This is a genomic window from Sphingobium sp. UBA5915, assembly GCF_002431195.1.
GTDB lineage: Bacteria > Pseudomonadota > Alphaproteobacteria > Sphingomonadales > Sphingomonadaceae > Sphingobium > Sphingobium soli.
Window position 1 is genome coordinate 1 of record NZ_DJDV01000033.1, and the last position, 13173, is coordinate 13173.

Consider the following 13173-nt stretch of genomic DNA (forward strand, 5'->3'; position numbering starts at 1 on the left):
CAACCGGTCATCGGCCACGCGTTCGTCGGTCATCAGCCAGAGACCGGGCAGCGATTTGCGGTGGCGGCGGTGCATGGCCATCCCTATAGCAGCGCGCATGACGACCGCCAGCATCCCCGCCGATCCGGCCGCCCAGCGGCTGGCCGCCGTGCGCGACGCCATGCGCCGCGCCGCCCGCCTGACCGATCGCAGCGCCGACGACATTCGCCTGATCGCGGTGTCCAAAACGCATGACGCCGACGCCATTCGGCCTTTGATAGCCGCCGGACAGCGCGTGTTCGGGGAAAATCGCGTGCAGGAAAGCCAGCAGAAATGGCCGGCGCTGCGCGAGGAGCAGGGCGATATCGAACTGCATCTGGTGGGGCAGCTGCAATCGAACAAGGCGGCCGAGGCGGTCGCGCTGTTCGACGTGATCCATGGTCTGGACCGGCCGTCGCTGCTGACCGCGCTGGCCAGGGCGATGGATGGGGCGGGCAGGCGCGTGCCCTGCTTCATCCAGGTTAATATCGGTGCGGAGGAGCAGAAGGGCGGATGCCCGATCGCCGATACGCCGGCGCTGATCGCGGCGGCGCGCGATGCCGACATTCCGATATTGGGCCTGATGTGCGTGCCGCCCGCCGATGTGGAGCCAGCGCCCTTCTTTGCGTTGCTGGCCAAGATGGCGCGGGAGGAGGGGCTTGAGCGCCTGTCGATGGGCATGTCTGGCGATTATGAGACCGCGATCATGCTGGGCGCGACCGACATTCGCGTGGGCACAGCGCTGTTCGGCGAGCGCCCCGCGCCCGCCCGCCCGGTGCCGGGGAGCGGGCGGGGGATGATCCGCAATTCAGGAGGATAAGCCCGTCTTTCGATCCTCCCCATGGTGGGGAGTGGTGGAAGGGTGTCACCCTCTTAAAAAGCAGGACACCCCTCCGTCAGGGCTTCGCCCTGCAACCTCCCCTCCAGGGGAGGATGGCGACTTTAAAAACTGCCGCGCAGGGTGATGCCATAGGTGCGCGGTTCGGCGAGATAGGCCGAAATCAGCTGGTTTGCCATCGGTGCGCCGGCAGCGAACTGGCCCGTGGTCGATGTCGCCGGGCTGCTGGACTGGAGCGGGCTGGAGAAGGCGACCTGGGTGAAGTCCTGATTGAAGATATTCTGACCCCAGAATTCGATCGCCCAACGCTGATCCTTGCCGCGTATGCCGACGCGCGCATTGACGATGGCATAGCCATCCTGCCGCTTTTCGGGGAACAGGTCGGAGCCCGTATTATAGTCGCTGGTCAGGCGGCCATCGACGTAGAAGAGCGCGGAAAGGCCGCTGGACCCAAGCTGCGGCGTCCAGGCGGCGCTGGCGGTGGTGACGAGTTGCGGCGCGTTGGAATTGATCGATCCGGGCAGCAGGAACAAGGCGGGATCGAGCGGCACGCTGCCATCGCCGCTGCCGACCAGCCGGTTGGCGAATTTGGCGCGGGCATAGGTGAGGCCGCCGGAGACACGGACATTGCGCGCCGGGCTGGCCGACAATTCCAGTTCCACGCCTTGGCTGACGAGCCCCGGTCCCACATCGCCGCTGTCGCAGGTGCGCGCGGCGCTGAGCGCGCTGTCGCAGCCATTGATATTCTGGACGACGAAGCTGGTGCCGTTGAAGGTGTTGAGCTGGAAATTCTTGAACTCTTGCCGGAAGGCGGCGATGTTCGCGCTCCATTTGGGCTGCGCATATTTAAGGCCGATTTCAAAGGCGTCGACCTTTTCTGCGGCAAAGCGCAGGCTGGTGACATCGGCATTGGTGCGCGGCGCGAAGACGGCGGGAATGGCGTTGAGGCCGGTCGACCCCAGCTGGAAGCGATCAAGGTTGAAGCCGCCGGCCTTATACCCCTTCGAATAGCTGCCGTAGAGCAGCAGATCGTCGATCGGCTTCCAGGACAGCACAGCCGTACCGGAAAATTCGCCATCACTGATGCGGTCGTTGAGGTCGAGCGCGTTGAGGCTGGTCGATCCGTTGCCCAGGCAGCCGAGCGTCAGGATGCCGCCGGCCAATGCGGCGGCGCTGCCCAGTTGCGGATTGGTCGCGATGCCCGGCAGCGCGGACGACTGAAGCGCAGCGCAGGTGGCGTTGTTATTATTGAAATCGGCCGAGAAGCGCTTGCTTTCATGGGTGTAGCGCAGGCCCAGTGTCAGATCGAGCCGGTTGGTGAGGTGGACGATATTATGCGTGAAAAGCGCCCAATTCTCACTCTTCTGCCGGTAGATGGACGCGGTGTCGCCGGTGCCGCCGGGAATGGCGGCGAGCGCGCGCAACCCATTGCCAAGGCCGGTCGAGATTGCGCCCGCCTGCGCTGCGGCAAGGGCTGGGGGCAGGCCGGCATTGATGAAGGATGCGGTCAGGCCCGAATTCAGATTGGCCTGCGTGCCGGCGATCAGCGGTTGGGTGGCAAGGCCGCTGCCGCAGGCGGCGAGTTGCTGTGCGGTGAAATTGCTGGTTGCGCCAGCCCCGGCCATCAAGCGACAGGCGGCAAAGCGGCCATAGTCGGCGCCGAATCGGATATTGTCCTGTAACGTCAGCCGTTCATTGGCGTAATAGCCGCCCACCAGCCAGTCGAGCGCGTCGCTGAACGCTGATCCTTGCAGCCGCAATTCCTGCGTGAAGGTCTTGAACTGACGATAGGTGTTGGGATCGCGATAGAGGAGGTCGGCGCGATTATAGTCATAATCGCCATAGTCGCGGGACTTGTAGTCGCGATAGGCGGTGATGCTGGTGAGCTTGGCGCCGCCGAAATCATAGTTGATTTCGCCCGAAACGCCCCAGTCCTTCAGCTTGCTGACATAGTCGCGGCCCGGCGTGATCGACAGTTCGCGATCATAGGGGTCGGCGGGAATGACGCTGCCCTGGCCCGCCAGGATGGCGGCGATGCGGTTGAAGGGCGCGTCGGTGTAGCCGCCGCCGGCGGCGGGCAGCCGTTCGCGCGATTCGATATAGGCCGCGCCGCAGCAGCTTTCGTCGCGATTGGTATAGTCGCCGATCAGGCGGATGGAGAGCGCGTCATTGGGCTCGATCAGCGCCTGCCCGCGCAGGAAATAGCGGTCGCGATCATTGGTGTCGCCCACGGTCGCGCCGGTGCCGTCGACCAGCTTGTAGAAGCCGTCGCGCTTGCTCCAGACGCCATCGAGCGCCAGCGCGATACTGTCGCTGATCGGTCCGGTGACGCGGCCTGACAGACGCCAATAATCATAATTGCCGTAGGTGATTTCCCCCTTGGCATGGAATTCGCGTTCGGGCGCTTTGCTGATGATGTTGATGAGGCCGGCCGATGCGTTGCGGCCGAACAGCGTGCCCTGCGGCCCGCGCAGCACTTCCACCCGCTCGATTTCGCCCAGTTCGTTGAGACCCGCGCCCGTGCGCGAGCGGTAGACGCCGTCGATGAAGACCGCGACCGAGCTTTCCAGGCCCGGATTGTCGCCGACCGTGCCGATGCCGCGGATACGGGCCGAGGCATTGGCTTCGGAGCCGGTGGAGGAAACGAGCAGCGAGGGCGCGAGCTGGTTCAGCGTACGAATGTCGCTGGCGCCGCTATTCTGCATCGCCTGCGCGCCCACGGCCGACACCGCGATCGGTACGTCCGACAGCGGGCTGGCGCGGCGGGTGGCGGTGACGATGATGTCAGCGGCCGGATCGTCGGCTGCGGCCTGCGGTATAGCGGCGTCCTGCGCCAGCGCGGCGGGGGCAAGCATGCCCAGCGCCAGCGCGCCGGTGGTGGTCAGCCAGAGACTCTTGTCTGTCAGCATCATATCATCCTCTCCTGGCCCGCGCGGCTTTTCGGCGCTTCGGGTTCGGGTGCGATTATGCTGCCACAGCAGGGGATTGGCAAGAGTTGCCCGCTTTTCCGGGGCTTTTACGCAGATGCGAGATGCATCCATGTCGGCGCTGTTGCACAGTGGCAACATTTGCGCTTTGCTTTCCGTAACGTCGCTTTACGAAAGCGGAAAGCGCAGCAGGCGGTCCGCGACGGGCACGAGCGCGGCCGCACCCGGCCCGACGGCGCGGCGAATCTCGCCATGGCCGGCATCGAGTCCGCCGGTGAGCGCGCCGAGCGCGGGCAGGATCAGCTTGGTCGCCGATCCGACAAAGCACCGGCGCGACACATGGCGGCCGCGCAGCGACAGGCGCAGCTTGGGGTGGAAATGGCCGGAAATTTCAGGGTCGGGATCACCGGCCTGTGCCTCATGCCGCAGCCAGATGCCGCCGACTTGCGCCTGGGCGACGCGCCGTCCACCGGGCATTGCGGCCACGCCAATGTCATGATTGCCGGTGATCCAGGTCCAGTCCAACCGACCGGTCAGGGCCGCGAGCCGATCGCGCGCCTGCGGGTCGAGCCGGGCGGCGCCGTCGCTGTCGTGGAAACTGTCGCCCAGCGAATAGACCGCCTGCGCGCCGGTGCGCGCCACCAGCGCGTCGATCATGTCGAGCGTGGCCTGGCTGTCATGTGGGGGCAGGAACTGGCCGAAACGGGCATACCAGCTCGCCTTTTCGAAATGCAGGTCGGCGACCAGCAGCGCGCGGCGCGCGGGCCAATAGAGCGCGGCTTCGGGCAGGGCCAGAAATGCCTCTCCTGCGAACGAAAGGGGAACCATCCAGCGCCTATGCGCTTGTCCGTCGCGGCTTTCAAGTGGCGGCGCACAGGCCTATAGGCGCTGCCATGTCTGCCACCCCGTCCACAGCGCCGTCCGCCTACGCCATTGCCGCCCTGTATCGCTTCGCCCGGTTCGATGATCCCGATGCGATCGCCGTGCAGCTGCGGGCGTTGTGCGGCGATCTTGGCACGTGCGGCACGCTGATCGTCGCGGGCGAGGGAATCAACGGCACGGTGGCAGGCAGCGATGACGCCATCGCCGCTCTGGTCGATCATATCCGCACGCTACCGGGCTGCGCGGATCTCGACGTCAAATATGCGCGCGCCGATGCCGCGCCGTTCGCGCGCATGAAGGTCAAGGTGAAGGCGGAGATCGTGACGCTGGGCGCGGGCGATCTGGACCCTGCGACCCAGGCGGGCGATTATCTGGACCCGGCGCAATGGAACGCGTTGATCGCCGATCCCGACACGATCGTCATCGACACGCGCAACGCCTATGAGGTGGCCTGCGGCACATTTGAAAATGCGATCGATCCGGCGACGCGGTCCTTTCGCGACTTTCCTGCCTGGTTCGATGGGCTGGCGGAGCGATTGCGCGCCGAGGGGCGAGAGCCCAGGATCGCGATGTTCTGCACCGGCGGGATACGGTGCGAGAAATCGACCGCGCTGGTGAAGGCGCGCGGCTTCGACGATGTCTATCACCTGAAAGGCGGCATCCTGCGCTATCTGGAGGAGATGCCGGAAGCTGACAGCCGCTGGCAGGGCGAATGCTATGTCTTCGACGAGCGGGTGACGGTGGGCCATGGTCTGAAACCGGGCAACCATGTCGCCTGCCCCGCCTGCGGCCTGCCCTATCCGCGCGACGGGGAGCATATGTGCGCCGGGGACGAAACGGGCGCCTGGCCGCATCGGGGGTAAGAGCCTCCCGCGCTCAGCGCGGCTCTTCGACCAGTTCGGCGATTTCGAAGACATAGCTGGTCCAGCCGCGCATCTTCGCGCCATCGGCGGCCGGCGCTTTCAGCTTCTTCGCTTCGGCCAGCGAGCGAGTGTGGCCCCAGAACACCTCGGTCCTGCCATTTTCCAATTGCGCGACGATCCGCCAATAATGAGTGAGCGGGTCGGCGGTAGGGCCGATACGCTTCACATAGCCATCGGCCATGGTGGCGACGAGATAGCGTTTGCGGCGGGCCATGGATCAGGCGCGGTAGCGGTGGAGGCTGGCGCCATGGGCGCGCAACCAGGCGCGCGCGGGGCGGGGATCAGCGCCCAGGATGCGGCGATGCGCGGCGTGGAAGGCGGAGCTGTGGTCCATGTGCAGCAGATGCGCCAATTCGTGCGCGACCGTGGCGCGGCGCACCTCTGGTGGGGCGAGGATCAGCCGCCAGCTATAGCGGATCGCGCCAGAGGCGGCGCAACTGCCCCAGCGGCTGCGCGGATCGCCCACCCCGACAGAGGCGACGATGAGGCCATGATCGCGCGCGATGGCATGGCTTTCGGTTTCCAGCACGGCCCGCGCCCGCGCGACCAGCCAGCGCTGCACGCGCGCGCCGACCGATTCGGCCGGGCCGCCCAGCAGGAGACGGTCGCCCTCCAGCCGAATCGTGCGGGTTGCGCCTGCGATCCAGCAGATGGTGACATCGCGCCCTTCGAGCGGGAAGGTCGCGCCATCCGCAAGCGGCGTGATGGCCGGTTGCTTAGCCAGTTGCGCGCGCACCCATGCTTCATGGTCCTGCGCCCAGGCCAGCGCCTTTTTCAGGTTCGCGCGCGCGGGCAGCGAGAGGCGAAGGCCCCCATGGGCGCTGTCCAGCGTCAGCCGATAGGCGCGGGCGCGGGCCGAGCGGCGGATGCGCACCGGCACGGGCGCGCCATCGATCAGGATCGCGGCATCGCCCTCAAAGCTCGCGGTCGACAAGATGATGTTCCCAATCGCCTGCATCCGCCTCCGCCACGGTCCAGCCGCGCACCGATTCGCCGGCGCGATGCACCGCTTCCCGGTCGCCGCTGATGAGATAATGCCAGTCGGGCAGGGGCAGGCCGTCCCCACGCAGCCGGTAGGCGCAGGTGCGCGGCAGCCAGCCAAGGTTGCGCACCTTGGCCGGGGTCAGCCGCACGCAATCGGGCACGAAGCGGCGGCGGTCCTTGTAATTGCTGCACTGGGCGCTCTGGCGGTCGAGCAGGCGGCAGGCGACATTGGTGGGATAAATGCGCCCCGTATCCTCATCCTCCGCCTTGTGCAGGCAGCATTTGCCGCAGCCGTCGCACAGGGCTTCCCATTGCGCGCGATCCAGCTGGTCCAGCGGCTTTTCCCAGAAGGGGGTCACTTGATCCATTGGTGCAGGAAGGCGCGGACCTTGTCCGGCGCGCCTTCGTCCACGTCGGGGGTGCCAGGGTCGTCCACCGGAACCAGAGCGATCGGCTGGCCGTCCGGACCGAACAGATAGGGGGTGCGGCTGTGGCTCACCAGATAGTCGCTGGCGCCCGCGCTCTCTTCCTTGCCGTAGATGACAGCGAAATCCTTGGCGACCTTGGCGATCTGGTCCGGCGTGCCGGTAAGGCCGATGAGGCGGGGGTGAAAGGCGGCCACATAGGTTTTGAGCACGGCGGGCGTGTCGCGGGCCGGATCGACGCTGATCAGCATCGGCTGCACCTTGGCGGCCAGTTGGGGACTGGCTTTTTCAAACTGGGCAAAGCCCTGCATGATGCGTTGCAGGTCGACCGGGCAGATGTCCGGGCAATAGGTATAGCCGAAATAGACGAGGCGATACTGGCCCTTGAAGTCATCCCAGCGGACCTGTTTTCCGTCCTGATTGGTAAGGGTGAAAGGGCCGCCGATGCGCGCGCCGGCAAGGTCGCCCTGGGCTGCGCCATTGTTTGATGCGGCGTTGCCGCCCCCCATATCGCAGGCGGAAAGCAGGGCAAGCATCGGCAGGGCGCAGGTCAAGATGGCTTTGTTCATGGCATCGCCAGCCATGCCCTGCTAGAAGCCGATTTGCAAATAGACAGGGCGCAGCATGACGAAGACCTTCCTTTCCGCTTTCCTGGTTCCGGCCGCTATGGCGATGATGGCGCCCGGCATCGCGCAGGCGCAGTTTTCGGATAATTACAACTTTCTCAAAGCGGTGAAGGATCGCGACGGACAGAAGGTGACGGACTTCATCCAGAAGCCCGGCTCCACCGTCATCAACAGCCGCGACGTCACCAGCGGCGAAAATGCGCTGCATATCGTGGTGGCGCGGCGCGACAATAGCTGGCTGACATTCCTGCTGTCCAAGGGCGCCAATCCCAACCTGACCGACAATGACGGCAACACGCCGCTGATGGACGCGGTGCAGGCCCGGTTCGAGGAAGGCGTGCGCACGTTGCTGGCCTATAAGGCGCAGGTCGACAAGCCAAACGACAATGGCGAGACGCCGCTGATCCGCGCGGTGCAGTTGCGTGACGTGGGGCTGGTGCGCCTGCTGGTGGCGCAGGGGGCCAATGTCGACAAGCGCGACAGCCTGGCGGGCATGTCGGCGCGCGACTATGCGGCGCGCGACAATCGCACGCCGGGGCTGGCCGATGCGCTGGACGCAGCGAAGGACAGCGGCGCGGCCAAGCCGTCGGGACCGGTGCAGGGTCCGGTCTTCTGATCGGCAGGCTTTGAGCGGGGGCGTAAAGCCCCGCTCTCTTTCCCCGCCGCGCAAATGGCGATATGGGCGGCCGATGACGACTTCGCCCGCGCCCATCAGCCGATCGCTCTTCTTCTTTTCCATCTTTTATGGGGGCATGGTCTGCATCGCGGGCGTGCTGGGCAACAAGCAGGTGGCGCTTGGCCCGCTGTCGGGCATCGGTCCGATGGTAGGGCTGGGCCCGCTGGCGGTGGAGGCGGGTATTTTCGCCTTCCTGCTGCTGGTCACGATTTCAAGCGCGGTGGCGGAATTGCATGGCCGTGCGGTGGCGACACGATTGGTGCAGATCGGCTTCCTGCCGCTGATCGCGTCGATCCTGCTGTCGATCCTGGTGCTGGCGGCCCCGGCGGCCGGCGATATGGACCCGGCGCGGGCCGATGCCTTCGCGCTGATGATGGGCGGAACGCCGCGCATATGGCTGGGCGGGATCATCGCCTATGGCATTTCCCAAACGCTGAACGTGACGCTGTTCGCGGCGCTCAAGGGGCGGGAGGGCAGCCGGCTGCTGTGGTTGCGCGCGGCGACGGCAAGCATATTGTCGCAGATCGTCGACACGCTGCTGTTCGTGACCATCGCCTTTTACGGTATCTTTCCGATCGGCGAATTACTGCTGGGGCAGATGCTGGCCAAGGTGCTGCTGTCGGCGATCCTGGTGCCGCCGGTCATCTATCTGCTGGTCGGGCTGGGGCGGCGGCTGGACCGGCAGAGCTGAAAACGACAGCAAAGCCGACATATCCAGACATGGCATTTTGATTAGTTAGCTAGCTAATGGAATTGCTATCCTTGCGGGTGCGGGCATATCGGCCTATGCGCGCGCGCATGAACAGCAAGCACGCCCCCGATCCCGCGCTCCTGGCCAAGGCCGAAACCCTGGTGGAGGCGCTGCCCTATATGCAGCGTTATGCCGGCAAGACATTCGTGGTCAAATATGGCGGGCACGCCATGGGCGACCCGGAAGCCGCGCGCGATTTCGCCGAGGATGTCGTGCTGATGAAGGCGGTCGGCATCAATGTCGTCGTCGTCCATGGCGGCGGACCGCAGATCGGCGCGATGCTGAAGAAACTGGGCGTCGAATCGCAGTTCATCGGCGGCCTGCGCGTCACCGACAAAGAAACCGCGCAGATCGCCGAAATGGTGCTGGCCGGGTCCATCAACAAGGAAATCGTCGGCTGGATCGCGGGTGCCGGCGGCAAGGCGGTGGGCATTTCGGGCAAGGATGGCGGCCTGGTCGTCTGCGAAAAGGTGCTGGGCAAGCGTGAGGCGGACCCCAATTCGGGCATCGAGCGCAATGTTGACCTCGGCTTTGTCGGTGACCCGGTTTCGGTTGACCGGTCGATCCTGGACACGCTGGCCAATAACGGCATCATCCCGGTGGTGGCGCCGGTGGGCATCGGCGCGGACGGCCACACCTATAATGTCAACGCCGACACGATGGCGGGCGCGATCGCGGCGGAATTGAAGGCGTCCCGCTTCTTCCTGCTGACCGATGTGGCGGGCGTGCTCGACAAGCAGGGGCAGTTGCTGTCCGACCTCGATCCGGCGGCGATCCATGGGCTGGAAGCCGATGGCACGATCAGCGGCGGCATGATCCCGAAGCTGGAAACCTGCGTGCGCGCGGTCGAGGGCGGGGTCGATGCGGCCGTCATCCTGGACGGGCGGGTGCCGCACGCGATGCTGCTGGAAATCTTTACCGATCAGGGCGCGGGCACGCTGGTCCATAAATAGCCGCGGCCGCGCGGGCCGCAACCAATGGCGGCGCGCCGCGTATATGGCTATCGACCCCCCAAGGTGAGGAGCATGACGTGGCGAAATCGGCGGAAAAACGCGGCAAGGACGAGACCAAGGCCGCCGAGAAGACGGTCAAGGCGACCGGCAAAAAGGCCGGCGGCGCGCGCGGCGGCATCACTGCGCCGGTCACGCCCTCCCCGGACCTGGCCGAAATTGTCGGCGACAAGGACCTGCCCCGCAGCGAGGTGGTGAGCAAGGTCTGGGATTATATCAAGAAGCATGACCTGCAGGACGCCAAGGACCGGCGGCAGATCAATGCCGACGCCAAGCTGGAAAAGATTTTCGGCAAGAAATCAGTGAGCATGTTCGAGATGAACAAGCATCTGAGCCAGCATCTGACCGCCAAGAAGGCCTGAGTGGCAGGGGCGGCCGGAACGCCCGGTTGCCCGCAGCCGCCTGTCCAATGCTTCTTTATTCGATGCCGGTGAAGACCAGTTTCTGCACCCGGCGGCCGGTATTGACTTCGGTTGCGTAGAGATTGCCCTGGCTGTCGGTGTCGATGCTGTGCAGCCATGTGAACTGGCCCGCCTGCCGCCCGATCCGGCCGATCGCGCCCAGCACTTCATGAGTGGCGCGGCGCAAGATCCAGATCCGGCCGTTCATCATGTCCGCGACATAAAGATAGGTCTGGTCGGGGTCGGGCGAAAAGGCGATGTCGGTAACGCTGTGGGTGCCGCCGGTGTCGCCTGCGATGACGAGATCGCGCACGAAGGTCAGGCTGCCGTCCTTCCCCCGCTTGAACAGCTGCGCCCGGTTGTTGTTGCGATCGCAGACATAGACATGGCCGTCGCGGGTCGGCACCACGCAATGAACGATATCGGCAAAGATGGGGGCCTTGGGATCGGCGACCTTGCTAGGGTCGACGGCATGGCTCTGGTCGAAATCGCCGGTGCGGGTGGGGGCGACCGGCGGCTTGCCATAGGCACCCCAGCGGCCCTTATAGGCGTTGCTCTTCGCGTCGAAGCCGATGACGCGGCGATTGATATAGCCGTCCGAAATCAGCACCATGTCCTCGCTATGATTGACGTCCGACGGGTTGCCGAGCAGGTCGGTCGCGTCATTGCCGCCGGTCCTGTCGCGACGACCGAAGCTGCGGATATGGCGGCCATCGGCGCTGTAGTTCAGGACGACATGATCGCCCTTGCCATTGCCGCCGAACCAGATTGTCCCGGCCTTGTCGACGAAGATGCCGTGCAGGCTTGAAGGCCATTGGGTGACGCCATCGATGCTGGGCGCGCTGTCGGGGCCGCCCCATCCGCCGAGATAGCGGCCGTCGCTGGCGAAGCGCACCACGGGAGGCGCGGGCTTGCAACAGACGGCGATCGGCGGGTCTTGTGCCAGGCCCGTATCGGTGGCGGTGAGCGAATGGGGGCGATGGACGACCCAGACACTGTCGTCGGGGCCGACCGCAACGCCGCTCACCTGGCCCAGCAGCAGGTCGGGCGGCATGGCTGGCCAGGCGGCGTCGACCATGAAGCGCGGCATTTTCGTGCCGGGGCGCGCGATCTGTTCGAAGGCGAGCGGCGCGAGCGCGGGGCGCGCGGGCATTGGCGCATCGGGCGCCGGGCTGGTCGCGCCGAGAAGCGGCAGGGCGAGGAGGATGGCAAGCAGGCGGCGCATGGGGTAGCTCCCGGATCGCGAGGTCAGGGGATCATGCCAGCGAGCAGGCCGGCGTCAAGGATCGTGCGCGAGACCGGCGATCATGGTTCGAGAGAAAGGGCAGCTTTGCCGCAACTGGCCTTTTCCATCAAGGCCAGTTTTGGATAAGTGGACAGGATAGACCCTTCAGTCGGAGGAATGTTCATGTCCACTTCGCTGCTTCGCCCGCCGTCCCTGTTGCGCCTGCTGGGCGCATGGCGCGCGCAGGACAGCGCGGAGCCGGCCTATCGCCAGCTGGCGCAGGCGCTGCGGATGCTGGTGCTGGACGGGCGGGTCGGATTGAATGTGAGGTTGCCGGGCGAGCGGGAACTGGCCGCTGCGCTGGGCCTGTCGCGCACGACCATTGCCGCAGCCTTCGACCGGCTGCGCGACGAAGGGTTTCTGGAAAGCCGGCAGGGGTCGGGCAGCGTCACCCGCTTGCCCGCCGGTCATGCGACGACGCCGGCCGCCGACCCGGAGAGGACGAGCGGCGGCAACCTGCTCAACTGGACCCACGCGGCATTGCCCGCCGCGCCCGGTGTCGCCCGCGCCTATGCCCATGCAGTCGAGGCGCTGCCTGCCTATCTGGGGGACTTGGGCTATGATCCGTTCGGCCTGATGGTGCTGCGCCGCGCGATCGCCGCCCATTATGAGCGGCGCGGCTGTCCGACATCGCCCGACCAGATCATGGTCACGAACGGCGCGCAGCAGGGATTTTCGCTGCTGCTCAAATGGCTGGCGGGGCCGGGCGACCGGGCGGTGATCGACCATCCGACCTATCACAATGTCATCCAGGCGTTGCAGCGCGCCCATGTCGTGCCGGTGCCGGTCGGCCTGCCCGAACAAGGGTGGGATATTGACGCGATGGAGGCGGCGTTCCGCCAGACCGCGCCGCGCTTCGCCTATGTGATCGCGGATTTCCACAATCCAACCGGGCGGTCGATGGACCCGGCCACACGGCGCGCGCTGGTGGCGGCGGCCACGCGCACGCACACGCCGCTGATCGTCGATGAAACGATGGTGGCGATGGGGCTGGACTTTGCGCCGCCGCCGCCGGTCGCCTGCCACGACCCATCGGGGCGGCAGGTGATTTCGCTGGGGTCGGCGAGCAAGATTTTCTGGGGCGGGTTGCGCGTCGGATGGATACGGGCGGACGCGCAGACGGTCGCGGCGCTGGGGCGGTTGCGCACGACGATGGACATGGCGAGCCCGGTGGTGGAGCAATTGGCGGTGGCGCAGCTAATCGATGCAGACGTCGGGCTGGGCGCGCGGGCGCAGACACTGCGCGACCGGCGCGACCATCTGCTGGGCCTGATCGCCACGCATCTGCCGCACTGGCGGGTCGAATCGCCGGCGGGCGGCCTGTCGCTCTGGGCCGAATTGCCGCGCGCGGAGGCGACCGCGCTCGCCGCGCTGGCCGAAAGCCTGGGCGTGCGGGTGGCGGCGGGGCCGCGCTTTGGCGTGGGTGG

The 13173-nt window shown here is 66.1% G+C and carries 14 protein-coding genes; 7 read left to right on the top strand and 7 right to left on the bottom strand.

The window, feature by feature from the left end; translation table 11 throughout:
* The first annotated feature begins 97 nt into the window (after window positions 1-97).
* A complete protein-coding gene (locus tag B2V90_RS04600; RefSeq protein ID WP_228221489.1) occupies window positions 98-838 on the top strand; it encodes a YggS family pyridoxal phosphate-dependent enzyme in 741 nt (246 codons plus the stop codon).
* Between the two features lie 122 nt (window positions 839-960).
* Here the strand turns inward: B2V90_RS04600 and B2V90_RS04605 are convergent, their stop codons facing one another.
* Entirely contained in the window at window positions 961-3765 is a 2805-nt protein-coding gene (locus tag B2V90_RS04605) for a TonB-dependent receptor (RefSeq protein WP_228221546.1), read from the bottom strand.
* 186 nt (window positions 3766-3951) lie between these two features.
* The gene (gene pdeM / locus B2V90_RS04610; RefSeq protein WP_228221491.1) at window positions 3952-4611 is read right to left on the bottom strand and encodes a ligase-associated DNA damage response endonuclease PdeM; all 660 of its coding nucleotides are present in this window, start codon (window positions 4609-4611) and stop codon (window positions 3952-3954) included.
* A 65-nt stretch (window positions 4612-4676) separates the two neighbouring features.
* Here pdeM and B2V90_RS04615 point away from each other — a divergent pair, with 65 nt between their 5' ends.
* Window positions 4677-5528: a rhodanese-related sulfurtransferase gene (locus tag B2V90_RS04615; protein ID WP_228221493.1), complete on the top strand. Its 852-nt coding sequence runs from the start codon at window positions 4677-4679 to the stop codon at window positions 5526-5528.
* A gap of 13 nt (window positions 5529-5541) precedes the next feature.
* Here the strand turns inward: B2V90_RS04615 and B2V90_RS04620 are convergent, their stop codons facing one another.
* The 4 genes from B2V90_RS04620 to B2V90_RS04635 are packed head-to-tail and all read right to left on the bottom strand — an operon-like array spanning window position 5542 to window position 7581.
* On the bottom strand, window positions 5542-5802 hold the full coding sequence (locus tag B2V90_RS04620; protein WP_009823371.1) for a hypothetical protein: 261 nt from the start codon (window positions 5800-5802) through the stop codon (window positions 5542-5544).
* 3 nt (window positions 5803-5805) lie between these two features.
* Complete coding sequence (locus B2V90_RS04625) at window positions 5806-6546, bottom strand: M48 family metallopeptidase (RefSeq protein ID WP_228221498.1); 741 nt, start codon at window positions 6544-6546, stop codon at window positions 5806-5808.
* The gene (locus B2V90_RS04630; RefSeq protein ID WP_228221500.1) at window positions 6503-6940 is read right to left on the bottom strand and encodes a YcgN family cysteine cluster protein; all 438 of its coding nucleotides are present in this window, start codon (window positions 6938-6940) and stop codon (window positions 6503-6505) included. Before B2V90_RS04630 ends, B2V90_RS04625 begins: the two co-directional genes overlap by 44 nt.
* Complete coding sequence (locus B2V90_RS04635; protein ID WP_228221501.1) at window positions 6928-7581, bottom strand: SCO family protein; 654 nt, start codon at window positions 7579-7581, stop codon at window positions 6928-6930. The genes B2V90_RS04630 and B2V90_RS04635 overlap by 13 nt, the downstream gene beginning before the upstream one ends.
* A 40-nt stretch (window positions 7582-7621) precedes the next feature.
* On the opposite strand from B2V90_RS04635, the gene B2V90_RS04640 reads away from it, so the two are divergent.
* From B2V90_RS04640 to B2V90_RS04655, 4 genes are all read left to right on the top strand, one after another.
* A complete protein-coding gene (locus tag B2V90_RS04640; RefSeq protein ID WP_228221506.1) occupies window positions 7622-8239 on the top strand; it encodes an ankyrin repeat domain-containing protein in 618 nt (205 codons plus the stop codon).
* A gap of 73 nt (window positions 8240-8312) precedes the next feature.
* Window positions 8313-8990, top strand: coding sequence for a queuosine precursor transporter (locus B2V90_RS04645; RefSeq protein WP_228221512.1), 678 nt, complete (start codon window positions 8313-8315; stop codon window positions 8988-8990).
* Window positions 8991-9085: 95 nt separating this feature from the next.
* Window positions 9086-10003, top strand: coding sequence for an acetylglutamate kinase (argB, locus tag B2V90_RS04650; RefSeq protein ID WP_009823377.1), 918 nt, complete (start codon window positions 9086-9088; stop codon window positions 10001-10003).
* A 77-nt stretch (window positions 10004-10080) separates the two neighbouring features.
* The gene (locus B2V90_RS04655; RefSeq protein ID WP_323132793.1) at window positions 10081-10422 is read left to right on the top strand and encodes an SWIB/MDM2 domain-containing protein; all 342 of its coding nucleotides are present in this window, start codon (window positions 10081-10083) and stop codon (window positions 10420-10422) included.
* 55 nt (window positions 10423-10477) lie between these two features.
* On the opposite strand, the gene B2V90_RS04660 is transcribed toward B2V90_RS04655, so the two are convergent.
* The gene (locus B2V90_RS04660; protein WP_228221514.1) at window positions 10478-11686 is read right to left on the bottom strand and encodes a hypothetical protein; all 1209 of its coding nucleotides are present in this window, start codon (window positions 11684-11686) and stop codon (window positions 10478-10480) included.
* A gap of 183 nt (window positions 11687-11869) precedes the next feature.
* On the opposite strand from B2V90_RS04660, the gene B2V90_RS04665 reads away from it, so the two are divergent.
* Window positions 11870-13173, top strand: a 1304-nt coding sequence (locus B2V90_RS04665; RefSeq protein ID WP_293919939.1) for a PLP-dependent aminotransferase family protein, incomplete at its 3' end; no start/stop codon positions are given.